General features: G+C 32.8%; 8 protein-coding genes and 1 pseudogene. 8 read left to right on the plus strand and 1 reads right to left on the minus strand.

Going from position 1 to position 18360, the window contains the following annotated elements; translation table 11 throughout:
• Positions 1-159: 159 nt before the first annotated feature.
• The 5 genes and pseudogenes from Q0891_RS03210 to Q0891_RS03230 all read left to right on the plus strand — a co-directional run.
• A complete protein-coding gene (locus tag Q0891_RS03210) occupies positions 160-1362 on the plus strand; it encodes a hypothetical protein (protein WP_299098675.1) in 1203 nt (400 codons plus the stop codon).
• A 70-nt stretch (positions 1363-1432) separates the two neighbouring features.
• A complete protein-coding gene (locus Q0891_RS03215; protein ID WP_299098677.1) occupies positions 1433-1732 on the plus strand; it encodes a hypothetical protein in 300 nt (99 codons plus the stop codon).
• Complete coding sequence (locus Q0891_RS03220; protein WP_299098769.1) at positions 1728-3917, plus strand: peptidase domain-containing ABC transporter; 2190 nt, start codon at positions 1728-1730, stop codon at positions 3915-3917. The genes Q0891_RS03215 and Q0891_RS03220 overlap by 5 nt, the downstream gene beginning before the upstream one ends.
• 110 nt (positions 3918-4027) lie before the next feature.
• Positions 4028-5320, plus strand: coding sequence for an HlyD family efflux transporter periplasmic adaptor subunit (locus tag Q0891_RS03225; RefSeq protein ID WP_299098679.1), 1293 nt, complete (start codon positions 4028-4030; stop codon positions 5318-5320).
• 43 nt (positions 5321-5363) lie between these two features.
• Positions 5364-5543 (plus strand): annotated as a pseudogene (locus tag Q0891_RS03230) (tRNA epoxyqueuosine(34) reductase QueG); the annotation flags it as partial.
• Between the two features lie 3 nt (positions 5544-5546).
• On the opposite strand, the gene Q0891_RS03235 reads toward Q0891_RS03230, so the two are convergent.
• On the minus strand, positions 5547-7910 hold the full coding sequence (locus Q0891_RS03235) for a DUF5686 family protein (RefSeq protein WP_299098681.1): 2364 nt from the start codon (positions 7908-7910) through the stop codon (positions 5547-5549).
• Between the two features lie 105 nt (positions 7911-8015).
• On the opposite strand from Q0891_RS03235, the gene Q0891_RS03240 reads away from it, so the two are divergent.
• From Q0891_RS03240 to sprA, 3 genes are all read left to right on the plus strand, one after another.
• Positions 8016-10298 (plus strand): NADP-dependent malic enzyme, encoded by a 2283-nt coding sequence (locus Q0891_RS03240; protein ID WP_299098683.1) that lies wholly within the window; start codon positions 8016-8018, stop codon positions 10296-10298.
• A 78-nt stretch (positions 10299-10376) separates the two neighbouring features.
• Positions 10377-10958, plus strand: a complete 582-nt coding sequence (gene ruvA / locus Q0891_RS03245) for a Holliday junction branch migration protein RuvA (RefSeq protein WP_299098685.1) — start codon at positions 10377-10379, stop codon at positions 10956-10958.
• Positions 10958-18316, plus strand: a complete 7359-nt coding sequence (sprA, locus tag Q0891_RS03250; RefSeq protein ID WP_299098687.1) for a cell surface protein SprA — start codon at positions 10958-10960, stop codon at positions 18314-18316. Before ruvA ends, sprA begins: the two co-directional genes overlap by 1 nt.
• Positions 18317-18360: the final 44 nt, after the last annotated feature.

Consider the following 18360-nt stretch of genomic DNA (forward strand, 5'->3'; position numbering starts at 1 on the left):
TGTGCATCAATTTTATGTAATTTAATATATTTTTAGACATTTTCTAATGTGTATTTATCTTAGTCAAGGAGAATATATTTAACTTATAGGACATAAAAATACTAATTAATGAAACACTTATGTATTATTGCTATTTTTTTGCTATGCATTGCCTGTAATATGAAAAACGAAGATCAGAAAAAGTTAGATTTTGTGGAGTTTGACTTTCATTTTGATACAGAGTCAAATGAGATGCCGTACAATTTTTCTTCATATTGGGATACCTTTCCTACAATTGTCGATAGAACAGCATGGGAATTTGCCAAAATCGGAAACATAAAAAGGATGCATGAGTTTTGGGATACGAAAGAGTCAATTGAAGTTGAACTTACGCAGAAACAACGAGATAGTTTTGGCTCCTACAAACCAATGAATGCAATAGATTACATATTAAATGAAGCTGAAGAATACCAAGTAGTCATCATAAATGAAGCTCATCAAATGCCCCAACATCGAATTTTTACCACTCGACTACTTGAAGGACTAAAAAGAAGAGGCTTTAAGCACTTAGGAATGGAAGGATATTTTAATACGCCTCATGCAGATTCAATTATGCAAGCCAATGGTTATCCTATTCTTGATTCCGGGTATTATACACAAGAACCTCAATTTGGCAATTTAATAAGAACTGCCTTTGATATGGGGTTCAATATATTTGGGTACGAAAGCAGTGGACATGCTAATGGGAAAGAAAGAGAAATTAATCAAGCCAGAAATATTGAATCCTATCTAAATCGATACCCTAACGAAAAGATATTAATTCATTGCGGTTTTGATCATGTGTACGAAGGAGATATGCCTAACAATTCCATGGATTGGGGAAGGGCGATGGCAGGGAGATTGACGGAATTTACAGGAATTGACCCATTAACCATAAATCAGACAATTTATTCTGAAAAGGGTAATAGGGATTACGAAAACTCGTATTATCAGATTACAGATCTAGAAAGACCTAGTGTTTTTGTCAATGAATCTGGTGAGCTATTTGGTCAGCAACGAAAGAAAACCTCTATTGATTTACCTCCTATGGGCACATTCAGGTATGACATAGCAGTTTTCCATCCAAGAAGTAAAAAGTACGATCGTCCGCAATGGATGGTGTATGGTGATCGTAAAGAAGTCGAAATATCATTTGTTGAAGAAAATATCCAATGCCCATGTTTGGTACTTGCCTACAAAAAAGGTGAGAAAATCGGCAAAGCCGTTCCTTATGATATACAAGAGACTGATGATAAAAAAGTTACATTAGTTTTAGATAAATCCGACTTTGAAATTGTCATATTGAATCAGAACAATATAGCCCTAAAAGCTGAATTTAACTAGGCAAACATAATTTCTGTTTAAATCGTAAAGTTTCAATAGAAAAAATGGAATTATTAAAAACTGTCCATCAATGAAAGAAAATTTTGGACATATTGAAAAAACTAATCTCTATGAGGTGTTAATCAAAAACTTTAAAAAATATTGGAATATAACCAAAGATCAAATTGATGTTTGCAATGACTGCGAGATTAGATATTTTAGTACAGATTTCAGGGCGTATAAAGAAAATCCTAAAAATACTTATTCTAAACCTTTAAGATGTGGTTATAGCCCTTATGCAAATAAGGGGAAAGAGTGGAGCACAAGTCCATTAAAACAAAAAGCTATTAAACATTATGAAATGCAAGAATTAGTGAAAAAGAATGATTAAAAATTTTCCTCACTACAAACAACCGGACTTTAAAGACTGTGGCCCTACATGTTTAAAAATTATTGCAAAGCATTATAAAAAGACTCTTTCTGTACAATACATTAGAAACATTTCTGAAACAATTCGAAGCGGTAGTAGTTTACTTAATTTAAGTAATGCAGCAGAAAAATTAGGAATTAGAAGTTTGGGTGTTAAAATAACTATTAATGACCTTAAAGAAGCCCCACTCCCCTGCATACTTCACTGGAATAAAAACCATTATGTAGTTATTTATAAAATTAAAACTTCCACCTTTTATATTTCTGACCCAGCTCACGGCCTCTTAAAATACAACCAAAAAGAATTTTTAAAACATTGGATTGGTAATAACGCTACAGAAGATACAGAGGAGGGCATCGCATTATTATTAGAGCCCACAGCAAAATTTTACGAAACAGATTTTGACAAGGACAAAACAGAATTTGGTTTTAAGTTTCTTTCAAAATATCTATTCAAATACAAACGCTTTTTATGGCAATTAGTAATCGGCTTGATAGCAGCCAGTTTACTACAACTTATTTTTCCATTCTTAACCCAAAGTATTGTAGATGTTGGTATAGAAAACCAAGATATTCATTTTATTTATTTAATCCTATTTGCACAATTAGCGTTATTTATTGGTAGAACAGCCATTGAAGTTATTAGAAGTTGGATTTTATTGCACCTCAGTACACGTATTAATATTTCCTTAGTTTCAGATTTTTTTATTAAACTAATGAATTTACCTATTGCGTTTTTCGACACGCGTATGACAGGTGATATTCTTCAACGCATCAATGACCATAAACGTATTGAGCAGATATTAACTACATCGTCTTTAAATGTGTTGTTTTCAATGGTAAATTTATTGGTATTCAGTTTTGTATTAGCATATTATAATCTAATTCTGTTTGGGATATTTCTATTTGGTAGTTTTTTGTATTTCTTATGGATTATCATTTTCTTAAAAAAGCGTAGAGATTTAGATTATAAACGCTTTTCAGAAGTTAGCCAAGAACAAAGTAAAGTCATAGAGCTCATCAATGGTATGCAAGAAATAAAGTTGCATAATGCAGAGAAACAAAAGCGTTGGTCTTGGGAGTTTGTGCAAGCACGTTTGTTTAAAGTCTCTATAGAAGGTTTGGCATTAGAACAATACCAAAGTGTAGGCTCAGGTTTTATAAATGAGGTTAAGAATATACTAATTACGGTATTATCTGCAAAGTTGGTTATTGATGGTGATATAACTTTGGGTATGATGTTAGCCATTAGTTATATCGTTGGGCAATTAAACTCGCCAATTGCACAACTCATTAACTTCATTAGAGAAGTCCAAGATGCTAAAATATCCTTAGACCGTTTATCGGAAATCCATAATAAAGAAGATGAAGAACAACAAGATACTGAGAAGATTACAGACATTCCTTTAGAAGCTAACTTAGAATTATCTAAAGTATCATTTCGTTATATTGGCTCAGACCAAATGGTTTTACAAGATTTAGATTTAACCATTCCATCCAATAAAGTCACGGCAATTGTTGGTGTGAGTGGAAGCGGTAAAACCACCTTAATGAAACTGCTATTAAAGTTTTATGATCCAAACAGTGGACAAATTAAAATAGGTAATCACGATTTGCAAAACGTATCTCAAAAAACATGGAGGCACCAGTGTGGTGTGGTAATGCAAGAAGGCTATATTTTTAATGATACTATTGCTAATAATATTGCGGTTGGCGAAGATTACGTAGATAAAAAAAAATTAGCACATGCGGTAGATGTTGCCAATATAAAAGAATTTATAGAAAACTTACCATTAAGCTACAATACCAAAATTGGAATGGAAGGTGTTGGCGTGAGCACAGGACAAAAACAAAGATTGTTAATAGCTAGAGCGGTTTATAAAAACCCTAATTTTTTGTTTTTTGATGAAGCTACATCAGCTTTAGATGCTAATAACGAAAAAGTGATTATGGAAAAACTTAATACCTTTTTTGAAGATAAAACGGTTGTGGTTATTGCCCATCGCTTAAGTACAGTAAAAAATGCACACCAAATTGTAGTTTTAGATAAAGGAAAAATTGTGGAAGTAGGTAATCACGATGCTTTAGTGAAGCAGAAAGGAAATTACTTTCATTTAGTTAAGAATCAGTTAGAACTTGGAAATTAATTATTTGGTTAATCGAGGGAAGCTTGAAGGCATAAGATGGAAGTTGAAACGGAGGATTGTCCCCTTGAGGGGACATTAGTGGTGCTTGTTGATAGGTCAAAAAGGAATAAATGGAAAACAAACTAGATAATATAGAGCTGAGAAGCGAAGAAGTACAAGAAATACTTACCAGAGTACCACATTGGATGATACGTTGGGGAAATGTGTTGTTCTTATCTTTAATATTGATGGTATTGTTTTTGTCTTGGTTTGTAAAATACCCAGATATTATAGCTTCTGAAGCGTTGGTAACAACCCAAGTGCCACCGCAGAAAGAATATGCGAAAATTACTGGAAAATTGAATACGCTTTTAGTAACAGATAATGAAAGTGTAATAGATAATCAACCACTAGCGATATTGGAGAATACAGCCAATTACAAAGATGTTTTTAAGCTAAAATCTATAATAGACACTATTACAGTAAATAGTAAATCTTTTTACTTTCCAATAGATAGTTTACCCATTTTATTTTTAGGAGATATAGAATCTCAATTTGCCTTGTTTGAGAATAGTTATATTCAATATAAATTAAATAAAGAATTAGAACCGTTTTCTAATGAAGCTTTGGCAAATCGATATTCCATATCAGAACTCAACAGACGTTTACAAAGTCTAAAATCACAACGCGATCTTAATAAAACAGAATTAGAATTCAATTTAAAAGATCTAAACAGACAAACCACATTATTCGAAAAAGGTGTGATTTCGGCACAAGACTATGAAAATAAGCAATTGCAATACGCACAAGCAGAGCGTAATTATAAAAACTTTGAAGCTTCCATATCCCAAATTCGAGAAGGAATTAGTAATGCCAACATGACTTCAAAAGGAACAGAAATCAATCGTGTTAAGGAAGAAATGATATTGCTTAAAAATGTGATTCAATCATTTAATCAACTCAAAAAAGCCATTAAAGATTGGGAATTTCAATTTGTGTTAAGTTCAAATATTAATGGCAAGGTTTCTTTCTTAAATTACTGGAATATTAATCAAACGGTTAATCAAGGAGATTTAGTGTTTACTATAATTCCGAGTGAGAATAGTTCATATATTGCGAAGCTTACTACACCATCTCAAAATTCTGGTAAAATTAAAGCAGGACAAAGTGTAAATATAAAACTAGAAAACTATCCAGATACTGAATTTGGTGTGTTGAATGGAACAGTTAAAAATATATCTCTTATACCAGATAAAGACGGATTATACTTTGTTGATGTTAATCTTCCTGAAAAAATGATAACTTCTTATAAAAAGGAAATAGACTTCAAACATGAAATGCGTGGTTCAGCCGAAATTATTACAGAAGATTTGAGATTGATAGAACGTTTTTTTTATCAGTTTAGAGAAGTTTTAAAACGTTAACTGTATAATATTAAGTAGCGATTAGCATTAATTTTACTCTATGCATCGTTTTTCTAAATCGCATAACGAACCTTTGTTTAATCCACATCCTGAGTTATTAGATATGACTAAAAAGGATTGGGAGGAAATCACAGAAGATACGTTTAAAAAAGTATTTCAGAAATCTGCAGTGAAACGCACTAAGTTTTCTGGTTTAGAAAGGAATATTAAGTTTTTAAAATAATTTCTATCGAAAGCTAAACCCAAAAGATAATTTTAATGCAAGGTTATCATTAGAATTATTTAAATGATGATAACCGTAACGATAAAAAGCACCAAACCCTAGTCCTAAATAACCTATATTTAAATAAGGGATTTTTAAGATATTTTGAAGTTCTAAACCTGTTTCTAAAAACAACTCTTCCTTTGTTGAGAAATCTATGAACTGATGATCAGAAGCTGCTTTTAAGCTACCAATCCCAATATTGTTGTGCAATAATACATCTGGTTGAAAATAGCCCTTGTTGTTAAATAATCTACCAAAATTATGTGTTGTAAATAAATGTGCATATCTATCTGACAAGAATTCATAAGGCTTTACAGTTTGAAAATAATTCTCAACGATAAATGGTAGTTTTTTATCAAAAGTGCCTTCTCCTGTAAACAATAAACCAAATGGAAGAGTGCTATCTATATAACCCAAATCTAATTTATAAGTGGTTTCCCCAATGCCTTTAATTATAAAACTATCATCAAGTGTAAATTTTAATTTGTTATAATTAAAATCTCCATCTAAGGCGCCATTTAACCCTCTTGAATACATTAAATTTAAAATTGGTGCATTACTTGGTAGACGAGTTATAATGCCAAAATTATTGATTAATTTTTCATTGACATGGTAACTAATACCAATATTAACTTCAGTGTTATTGTAGTTAGTAATTGATATATTATTCTGGTTAAAAGTATAATCATAGAGCGGTTTAATTTCTGCTGTATTGAAGCCAATAAACCAGTTAATGTTTCTTAACAATTTCATGTCAGTTCTAAAACTAATGCTTTCTACAGCATCCATTTCACGAGCAATCCAATTGCGAGGATTAAATGGGTTTTCAATTTCATTACCAGAGAACGTACCAACTTCTCTAATTGTATTTTTATAGTCTAAAGCTATAGAAATATCTTTTTTTCCTGGGACATCAAATGCAATAGATCCACCATATTTCCATTCTTTATCTTTAATTCCGTAGCCAGCAAAGGCACCGAAAGAAATATTTTTAAGAATATTATCGTTGGTATAGACACCCAATCCTAGTCTTGTGTCTTCATGTTTATTAGCTCTAAAAATGTTGAGTAAATCAATATCTATATACTTTAAGGGGAAGCGTCCTTTTTGTAACTTTTGAGGTAAAGCCAATACCTTGTCTAAATTTACTTTGTCTCCAATGCTATCAATAAATACATAGGTTCTTAATTCCTTTTTATCTAATATTCCTTTTCTATATTCATCCCAATATTTAGAATTCTTATTACCAACATTTTTAGATAATGTAAGAGAAACTAAAGGGAAATCTTTTTTAGATAATGACGCATTTGGTTTAATTTCTGACAAGTAACTTTTACCTATGTATTTAAAACTACCAAACCCTTCGCCAATAACAATTTCAAAATTTAGTTGTTCTGGGAACCAATAATTCCCGTCGATATAACTATACTTTTGTTGTAGTTTAAACTCAACTTTACCGGAATTTACGGTTCTAGCATCTACACTTTCTAAAGCATACTTGTTGGAGTTGATATAGAGTAAACCCTCTAATCCATCGAAATTTCGATTGGCTTTAGGTTCAAAAGAAATTACAAAAATGGTATCATTATTTTTTATAAATTCTTCCTTTAGACGAAACTTATATTTTTTGGTGCTTCCTTTAGAAATAGGATTGAGATAATTTATTTCAAACCAATTAAGATGTTCTTTATAAAAAGAAAAGGGTTGTAAGCTGTTCGCTAATAGAGCGAAATTAGGGTTTTTAAAACCAGATGTTCTAGTCGCAATAATACTGTCCTCAGTAAACCTTGGTTTTAAATATTTGTGTTTGGCTATTGTTTCAGTTATAAATAAGTAAGAATCTTTAAATGCCGATTGTGTCGTTTTTAAAGTATCACTTTGTGGCTTGGTATCATCCATGTCAACATATATTTTGTCGTAAGAGATATATGTAAATGAGTTTAAATTTTCAGGATTATTTAGCGCTTTGTTGCTGACTACATTTTTAATAATTCTATGTGCTGGGTTTTCACTATCTATAAATACTTCATCTAATCGACTAACTTTTGAGGTCAGTTCTATCAATTCTGACCTTAATTGCGCTACATTAACAACTCTGGTCTCATAACCAACATAACTTATCGTTATCGTTTTAAGATGAGACGGAATGTAAAAAACGCCATCAATATCTGAAGATGTTCCTTTAAAATCCGTTTTACTAAAAAGAATATTAGCAAAGGGAATGACCTCTTTTGTGGCGCTATCAATCAGTTTAAATTTCTTTAAAGTTTGAGCACTTGCAGCTAAGCTTACAAAAAAGACAAATAAAATTAATAACTTTTTCATTTATTGAATTTGAAATAGGTCTAGAAAATTAAACAATTTTTATAAGTATTGACCATTACAGCCGACATTCATTTACTTATATTTGTAGCTTAATTCTTTTTGATTATGAGCAAACAAAGCAAACGCATAGAAGCTTTAGTATATCACGCTAAACCAACTCCTGGAAAGATAAAAGTAGTACCTACAAAAAAGTATGCATCGCAACGCGATTTGTCTTTGGCTTATTCACCAGGTGTAGCAGAACCTTGTTTAGAAATTGAAAAAGACGTTAATAATGTTTATAAATACACAGCTAAAGGAAATTTAGTTGCTGTGATCTCTAACGGAACAGCTGTTTTAGGGTTAGGAAACATTGGACCCGAAGCCTCTAAGCCAGTAATGGAAGGAAAAGGTTTGCTCTTTAAAATTTTTGCTGATATAGATGTTTTTGATATTGAGGTAGACACAGAAGATGTAGATGCGTTTATAGAAACTGTAAAAAATATAGCACCAACTTTCGGTGGTATTAATCTTGAAGATATTAAAGCGCCTGAAGCCTTTGAAATAGAACGTAGATTAAAGGAAGAATTAGACATTCCTGTAATGCATGATGATCAGCATGGAACAGCCATTATTTCTGCGGCAGCATTAATAAATGCATTAGAGATTGCAGAAAAGAAAATTGAGGATGTAAAAATAGTAGTTAGTGGTGCTGGTGCAGCAGCTATTTCTTGTACAAGATTATATCAAGCTTGTGGTGCGCGTCGCGAAAATATAGTAATGCTAGATAGTAAGGGTGTTATTAGAGATGACAGAGACAACCTTACAACTCAAAAAGCCGAGTTTGCTACAGATCGTAAAATAGATACGTTAACTGAGGCTATGGAAAATGCTGATGTGTTTATTGGTTTATCTCAACCAGATATAGTTACTCCAGAGATGTTAAAATCAATGTCTGCTAATCCTGTTGTATTTGCAATGGCAAATCCGGTTCCGGAGATAAATTATCAGTTAGCAATTGATACAAGAGAAGATATTATTATGGCAACTGGTCGTAGTGATCATCCTAACCAAGTTAATAATGTTCTTGGATTTCCATTTATTTTTAGAGGAGCTCTCGATGTAAGAGCTACTAAAATAAATGAAGAAATGAAGATGGCAGCTGTAAAAGCGTTATCTAAATTAGCAAAAGAAGCAGTGCCAGAACAAGTGAATATTGCGTATGCAGAAACTCGCTTAACGTTTGGTAAAGATTATATAATTCCAAAACCGTTTGATCCAAGATTAATTGCAGAAGTTCCACCTGCAGTAGCAAAAGCAGCTATGGAAAGTGGAGTGGCACAAGAGCCAATTGAAGACTGGGACCGTTATAAAAATTCGTTGTTAGAGCGTTTAGGTTCTGATAATAAATTGGTGAGAATGCTTTTAAGTAGAGCAAAAACAAACCCTAAAAGAGTCGTTTTTGCAGAAGCAGATCAATTAGATGTTTTAAAAGCAGCACAAATTACGCATGATGAAGGTGTCGCTATTCCTATATTACTAGGTAGAAAAGATGCGATTGTTAAGCTGATGGATGAAATTGAGTTCGATGCTGATGTACAAATCATAGACCCTAAGTCTGATGAAGAACTAGAGCGTAAAAATCGATATGCAAAAGCCTATTGGGAAAAACGAAAAAGACAAGGTGTAACCATCTATTCAGCAGAAAAGAAAATGCGCGAGCGTAATTATTATGCTGCAATGATGGTAAATGAAGGTGATGCAGATGCTGTTATTACCGGTTATTCTCGTAATTATCCTTCAGTTGTAAAACCAATGTTAGAGTTAATTGGGATGGCAGAAGGTGTTGCCAGAGTAGCTACTACAAACGTTATGATGACGCAACGCGGACCAATGTTTTTAAGTGATACTTCTATAAATATAGATCCTACAGCTAAAGATTTAGCAAAGATTGCTAGGATGACCTCTAGAGTCACAAAAATGTTTGGGATAGAGCCTGTAACCGCAATGATTTCATATTCTAATTTTGGGTCTTCAGAAAATCCTAGGGCTGAGAAAGTAAGGGAAGCGGTTGCTTATTTGCATAAAGCTTATCCAGAAATGTTAGTGGATGGAGAGTTACAAACCGATTTTGCTTTAAACTCAAAAATGTTGCAGGATATTTTTCCGTTTTCAAAATTAGCTGGTCGTAAAGTGAATACGCTTATTTTTCCGAATTTAGATTCAGCAAATATTACTTATAAACTATTGAAAGAGTTAAATAATGCAGAATCAATTGGGCCAATAATGATGGGTATGGCTAAACCAGTACATATATTACAATTAGGAGCAAGTGTAGATGAAATTGTGAATATGGCTGCAATTTCCGTTATAGATGCGCAAGAGCGCGATAGAAAGCAGCACGTGTAGTAATGTTCTAAGTGTTTATCTTATCCTAATAAATGCAAATAATTTTATTACATTTGGTTTTTTAACTTTTTGTTATAAATGATCACACATATAGAGGGTAAACTCGTAGAAAAAAATCCAACAGATGTTGTAATTGACTGCAATGGTGTTGGGTACTTTATAAATATATCTTTTCACACATTTTCTCAAATTCCGGATAAAGAGCATTTAAGGCTTTATACGCACTTACAAGTGCGTGAAGATGCTCACAGTCTTTATGGTTTCTCTTCGAAAACGGAACGCGAAATATTTAAATTATTAATTTCAGTGAGTGGTATTGGTGCAAATACGGCACGTACTATGTTATCTTCGTTAACACCAGACCAAGTTAAGGAAGGGATTGCAGGTGGAGACGTATCGCTAATACAAAGCGTAAAAGGAATTGGACTTAAAACAGCACAACGCGTTATTATAGATTTAAAAGATAAAGTGTTAAAAGTTTATGGATTAGACGAACTTTCTTTGTCAACAAACAATACAGACAAGGAAGAAGCGTTATCTGCTTTAGAAGTTTTAGGATTTAACAAAAAACAGTCCGAAAAAGTTGTCGATAAAATTTTACAAGCCCAACCAGATGCCCTTGTAGAGCAAATTATTAAAGAAGCTCTAAAAAACTTATAATGCAATTAAATAATATTAATAATAATCATCCATTTTCCAATAGGTTTTATTGTGTTTTGGCATTTGTGATGCTAATTGGCAGTTCGTTATTTGCGCAAGAGACGGAAACAGAAACAGAACAAGATAGTACCGCTACGACGTTTTCTTTTGGAAAATTAAACATGCCAAATCCTAGCAGTATCGTTTCAAAATATGAATATGATCCTATATTAGATCGTTATATCTATACAGAGAAAATAGGAAGTTTTAATATTAATTACCCGCTTATATTAACACCAGAAGAATATCAGAAACTTGTTTTAGAAGAAAAACTTAAGGCTTACTATAAGAAAATGGCAGATGCCAAAGCTGGACAAAAAGAAGGTTCTGAAGAAGATCAGAAAAATTTATTACCAGAGTTTTACGTTAACTCAGGATTATTTGAATCTATTTTTGGTGGGAATACCATAAATGTAATTCCGCAAGGATCAGTAGAGGTAGATTTAGGGGTTCTGTTTTCTAAACAAGATAACCCATCATTTTCTCCCAGAAACAGAACCAATTTTACTTTTGATTTTGATCAAAGAATAAGTTTAAGTTTATTAGGCAAAGTAGGAACAAGGCTTCAGGTAACCGCAAATTATGATACAGAAGCGACTTTCGATTTTCAACAAGTTGTAAAATTAGAATACACACCAACCGAAGATGATATTATTAGAAAAATTGAGGTTGGTAATGTAAACATGCCACTAAATAGTTCGCTTATAACAGGTGCGCAAAGTTTGTTTGGTGTAAAAACAGAATTACAGTTTGGTAAAACAAGAGTGACAGCTGTTTTTTCTGAGCAACAATCTCAAGCTAAATCTGTCATAGCTGAAGGCGGAGGAACGGTAGAAGAGTTTGAGTTTTTCGCAAGAGACTATGATGAAAATAGACACTTCTTTCTTGCGCAGTATTTTCAAGAAACTTACGATAAAGCACTATTACAATATCCGTTTATAGATAATCAAGGCCTTCAAATTACAAGAGTAGAACTTTGGGTTACTAATAGAAATAACCAAACAGAGAATGTAAGAAATATTGTTGCTTTTCAAGATTTAGGAGAGTCTTCTGCAGATAATATTGGTTTAGACCCAGTTCCGGCTGGTTTTGTGAATTTTCCAGGTGCCAAACCAAATAATAAAAATAATGATTTTGATCCTACAAGTATAGGTGTTGGTGGCTCGCTATTAACAGAAGCTGTTAGAAATATTACCTCAGTAGAAAACGGCATTAATGTGGCTGTTAATGAAGGATTTGATTACGGAAAATTAGAATCTGCAAGAAAATTAACAGAAGGACAAGAATATGTATTAAATGCAGACTTAGGATATGTGTCGTTAAATCAGCGTTTACTTAATGATGAAGTTTTGGCAGTAGCATTCCAATATACAATAGGCGGCGAAGTTTTTCAAGTTGGTGAATTTGCTAATGATGGTGTAGAAGCAACAACCGTAGATGATTCATCAGGAAGTCAAGTTGTAAATAATCAAAGTTTAGTCTTAAAAATGTTGAAAAGTGCAGTTACTGCTGTAGATCAACCTATTTGGGATTTAATGATGAAAAACATTTATGATACAGGCGCTTTTCAATTAAGTCAAGAAGATTTTAAATTAAACATATTTTACACGGAAGCCTCTGCACTTAACTATATAAATCCGGTTGAAGGCACTGTATTTCCTACATTTGATAATAATACGCCTTACACAGGTGACGATTCTGAAATAAACCAAACGCCATTAATAAGACTTTTTCATTTAGACCAACTTAACTATAATAATGACCCTCAAGAACAAGGAGATGGTTTCTTTGATTACGTAGAAGGACAAACGGTTTTATCTCAAAACGGAAAGATAATATTTACAAAAACAGAGCCTTTTGGACGATATCTCTTCGATGTGTTAGATGATGACGGTAACCCAAATAATAACGAGACAGATTACGAAGATATAACTGACACGCAAAGTGGTTATAATGATAACCAGAAAAAATATGTTTACGATATTCTTTATAAGTCTACCAAAACGGCAGCACTAGATGAAGCTGAGAAGAATAAATTTCAAATTAAAGGACGTTATACAAGTAGTGGAGGAGATTCTGGTATTCCTATAGGTGCGTTTAATGTTCCTAGAGGATCTGTGACTGTTACTGCTGGTGGACGTGTGTTAGTTGAAGGCGTAGATTATACGGTAAACTATCAATTAGGACGTGTAGAAATTTTAGATGAAGCATTAAAAGCATCTAATACACCTATAAACGTTTCTGTTGAAAATAATGCTGTTTTTGGGCAACAAACCAAACGTTTTACAGGTATAAACATAGAACACCAATTTGATGAAAATTTTGTTTTAGGAGCTACTTTATTAAATCTAAATGAGCGACCAATAACTCAAAAAGCCAATTATAACTCAGAGCCAATAAATAACACCATTTTCGGTTTTAACGGAAATTACTCAACTGAGGTTCCTTTTTTAACGAGGTTAGCTAATAAACTTCCAAATATAGACACAGATGTACCGAGTAATCTTTCAGTAAGAGGTGAGTTTGCTTATTTATTGCCAGGTGCACCAAATGGTACTGATTTAAACGGTGAAGCTACAGCTTACATTGATGATTTTGAAGGCACACAAGGTTCAATAGATTTATTAAGTCCACTTTCGTGGACGCTATCTAGTCGTCCTGTAGGTTTAGGTAGAACATATGCTGGTTTTGATAGTGAAGATAAACAAGGGATTCAAAATGGTTTTGATAGAGCACATTTAAACTGGTACACAATTGATCCTATTTTTTTCAGTAATCTTCGACCTGATGGTATGACAGATGATGATGTTTCTGATGTTTATACAAGACGCGTATTTATAGATGAAATTTTTCCTTTGCAAGATATTGTACAAGGACAAACCTCAGTAATAAACACTTTAGATTTAGCTTATTATCCAACGGAACGTGGACCTTATAATTTTGATTCTGATGCTGCGGATAATGTATTAGATACGCCTAGTGATAGTTGGGCAGGGATTACAAGACAAATTACATCCACAGATTTTGAACAAGCTAACGTAGAATATATCGAATTTTGGGTGCAAGATCCTTTTTTAGATACTACAACAAGTACAGGAGGTAAGCTTTTTATAAATCTTGGAAATATTTCTGAAGATGTATTAAAAGATGGAAAAAAGCAATACGAAAATGGTCTGCCAGATGATGGTGATATTTCAGATTTACTTCTTCAAAACCCAATTACAGAAGAGAATCCTTATGTAGTTCCGCAAAACCAATCTTTAATATACACCTTTGCAACAACAGGAGACCAAAGAACCAATCAAGATGTTGGTTTTGATGGTTATGATGATGTTGAAGAAGGACAGATGTTGACGACCATTTATGGTCAAAATGATTTTGGTGAAGATCCAGCAAATGATAACTATTCTTATTATTTAAACGAGGAAGGAGGCATTTTTGAGCGTTATAAAAAGTATAACGGTTTGCAAGGGAATACACCAGATACATTTACAGATACCAATAGAGGTTCTACAACCTTACCAGATGTAGAAGATATCAATAGAGATAACACAATGAATACCATTGATAGTTATTTTGAGTACGAAATTGAAATTACACCTGCTAGTCTTGCAGACCCTAACAATCCATATATCAATGATATAAAAACACCAGCGCCAAGTGGTTCTGTAACATTGCCAAATGGTGATGTGAGAACTGATGTTAAATGGTATCAATTCAGAATTCCTATTAATGAAGAAACTAGGCGAATAGGTGGTATTACAGATATTAGATCTGTACGTTTTGCTCGATTATACGTTACGGATTTTACAGAAAAAACAGTACTACGTTTTGCAACATTAGATTTGGTACGTAGTGATTGGAGACGTTATGGATTAGATTTAGATAACGACGATACAAACAACAGTGCAGATCCAGATTTTAACGTTGGTATCGTTGGTATTCAGGAAAATAACGGGAATTATGAAACACCACCAGGAATTGTAAGAGAAGAATTAAACAATAACAATACTATTATAAGACAAAATGAACAATCATTAGTCTTACAAGCTTGTGACTTAGAACCAACAGATTCAAAAGGGGTTTATAAAAATATAAGTCTTGATATGCGTCAGTACAAACGTCTAAGAATGTTTTTGCATGCTGAAGCGCAAGAAGGTCAAATTCTTGAAGAAGGCGAAATGACTGCTTTTATAAGAATGGGTAACGATTTAACTGAGAACTTTTATCAAGTTGAAGTACCATTATTACCATCAGATTTAGCAGATGGAACAGGTGCTGAACAAATTTGGCCAGATGAAAATGAAATTAATATTTCACTTGAAGCTTTTCAGCAAATAAAGTCAAAAGGTATTTTTGATCAAACCCTTACTAATGAAGATCCAACCTTTTATAATGTTATAGATGGTACAGTTAGTGAGAATGCTGTAGATGAGTTTTCTCCACTTGCAATTGGTCAGCAGAGAGTAGCCATAAAAGGAAATCCAAATTTTGGAGATATTAGAGTGTTAATGGTTGGTGTTAAAAACAGTAATGCGGCAACCACTATGGAAAATGTCTGTGGTGAAGTATGGTTTAATGAATTACGAATGTCTGGTCTAGAAAATGAAGGTGGATGGGCAGCCGTTGTAAGTATGGACACTAATCTTGCAGACTTTGCAGATATAAGTGCAACTGGAAGAAGAAGTACTGTAGGTTTTGGAGGTATAGAACAAGGACCAAATGAACGTAGTTTAGAAGACGTGCAACAATATGATGTAGTAACCAATGTACAGTTAGGGCAATTATTGCCTAAAAAATGGGGTGTGCAGATTCCATTTAATTATGCACAAAGTGAAGAATTAGTAACACCTAAGTTTGATCAATATTATAATGATCTTACATTAGAGTCTAGATTAGATGCTGCCGAAACTAGTGCAGATGAAGATAGAATTAGAGAGCAATCAGAAGATTATACCAAACGTAAGAGTATTAATTTTATTGGTGTTAGAAAGCAAAAAACTGGTGATGCAGAGAAGCACTTCTACGATGTAGAAAATGTAACTTTAAACTATTCTTACAACAAAGTTGAGCATCGAGATTTTGAAATTGAAAATTCATTAGATCAAACCGTAAGAGCTGGTGCAAATTATAATTATGCTTTTGAGCCTTTAAAAGTAGAACCATTTAAAAAGAACGATTCTCTATTCACTGGGAAGTATTGGAAGATTTTAAAAGATTTTAATCTTAATTTATTACCATCGAGTTTCTCTGTAAATACAGATATTAATAGACAATTTAGCAAACAAAAATTTAGAGAAGTAGAACTAGGAGGCGATAATATTGGCATAGAAGAGTTGTTCAGAAGAAACTATACTTTCGATTTTCAGTATGCGATTAATTACAATTTAACTGATGCTTTAAGTTTAAATTTTTCAGCTTCAAATACTAATATCGTTCGAAATTACTTTATTGATGATCGTATTAGCGGTTTACAAGATCCGGATTTAAATGTTTGGGATGGTTTTTTCGATTTTGGAGATCCAAATTTTCAAACACAACAGCTTCAAGTTAATTATGAATTGCCATTATATAAAATTCCTGCGTTAAGCTTTTTAAGAGCAACATATTCTTATAATGGTGCTTTTCAATGGCAAAAAGGATCTGATTTAAATGAAGGCTTGGAAGTAGAAGATCCTGATAATCCAGGCGTTTATAACACTTATAATTTAGGACATTCTATACAGAACTCTAATACACATAGTCTTAACTCTACCTTAAATATGGAAACATTATATAAGACCGTAGGATTGGTAAGAAAAGGTAAGAAGAGAAGTCGAGGGCGTACACGTACTACAACTACTAGAAGCAGATCTACAAGAGACAATGCCAATGAGGATACTAAGGATAAAGCTAAAGACCCAAACAAATTAAGTACAGGAGAAAAAGCGTATAATACCGTTGTAGATATCGTAACTATGGTAAAACGAATTCAGTTAGGTTACACTGAAAACAATGGAACATTTTTACCAGGATATATGCAAACACCTGGTTTTGTGGGTACTTTAAAGCCAACGGTTGGTTACACTTTTGGTAGCCAGCGAGATATTAGAGAACTCGCAGCAAGAAATGGTTGGTTAACTGTTTTTCCAGATCTCAACCAACAATATACAGAAGTGAAAAATACATCGTTGGTGTTTTCTGCTAATTTAGAACCTATGCAAGATCTAAAAATAGACCTAACGGGTAATAGAACTTTTGCAGAAAATATTTCTGAAAACTTTGAAGCTCCAGATGATGATCTTGATGGATTTAGTGATAGATATGAAAGTTTGCTAACCAATTCTTTTGGAAATTTCAATATTTCCACAGCATTGATAAAAACGGCATTTAATGCAAGTGATGAGAATCAATCTGCAACATTTGATGATTTTAGAGCAAATAGATTAATCATTGCAAATCGTTTAGCTAAAGAGTTTTATGGAGACACACCTTATTCTACGGATGCTGAAGGTTATCCCGAAGGTTTTGGTAAAAACAGTCAGCGCGTTTTATTGCCAGCATTTTTGTCGGCATACCAAGGTACCAATCCAGATAAAGTAAGTACAGACGCATTTAGAGACATACCAATACCAAATTGGACGTTGAAATATACAGGGCTAATGAAAATTCCATGGTTTAAAAAGACGTTTAGACGTTTTTCTATTCAGCATGGCTATAGGTCAAGTTATACAATTAATCAATTTAGAACCAACTTAGATTACACAGCAGGAGATGGTAACCAAGCATATATTGATCAATTAGATGAATCATTAGATGCTTCGGGTAATTTTAAAAATGAAACGCTTTACAGTAATATAAATCTTGAAGAGCAATTTAGTCCATTAATCCGATTAGATTTTGAAATGAAAAATTCTATTAAAGTCTTGGCAGAAGTAAAAACGGATAGAATGTTGTCATTAAGTTTTGATAATAACCTATTAACTGAAATTCAAGGTAAAGAATATACATTAGGATTGGGATACCGAATAAAAGATTTGAGAATTCGATCGCAATTAGCAGGACCAAAACAAATTGTGGTAAGTGATTTAAATATGCGAGCAGATATTTCTGTGCGAGATAATAAAACTATTATTAGATATTTAGATTTAGAAAACAATCAAATTACTGCTGGTCAAACAATTTGGGGCTTAAAGTATACAGCAGATTATGCATTTAGTAAAAACTTAACGGCTATTTTCTATTTTGATTATACCTTTTCAGATTTTGCAATTTCTACTTCTTTTCCGCAAACCTCAGTTAGGTCAGGAATTACTCTGCGCTATAATTTTGGAAATTAAGTTTGAATTGATACCATTAAAAAATTACATTTGTTCCATTAATT

Source organism: uncultured Winogradskyella sp. (assembly GCF_947498005.1).
Taxonomy (GTDB): domain Bacteria; phylum Bacteroidota; class Bacteroidia; order Flavobacteriales; family Flavobacteriaceae; genus Winogradskyella.

Coding starts and splice junctions, on each gene's coding strand:
- Q0891_RS03210 (WP_299098675.1), top strand. CDS start 160: ATGAAAAACGAAGATCAGAAAAAGTTAGATTTTGTGGAGTTTGACTTT.
- Q0891_RS03215 (WP_299098677.1), top strand. CDS start 1,433: ATGAAAGAAAATTTTGGACATATTGAAAAAACTAATCTCTATGAGGTG.
- Q0891_RS03225 (WP_299098679.1), top strand. CDS start 4,028: ATGGAAAACAAACTAGATAATATAGAGCTGAGAAGCGAAGAAGTACAA.
- Q0891_RS03235 (WP_299098681.1), bottom strand. CDS start 7,910: ATGAAAAAGTTATTAATTTTATTTGTCTTTTTTGTAAGCTTAGCTGCA.
- Q0891_RS03240 (WP_299098683.1), top strand. CDS start 8,016: ATGAGCAAACAAAGCAAACGCATAGAAGCTTTAGTATATCACGCTAAA.
- ruvA (WP_299098685.1), top strand. CDS start 10,377: ATGATCACACATATAGAGGGTAAACTCGTAGAAAAAAATCCAACAGAT.
- sprA (WP_299098687.1), top strand. CDS start 10,958: ATGCAATTAAATAATATTAATAATAATCATCCATTTTCCAATAGGTTT.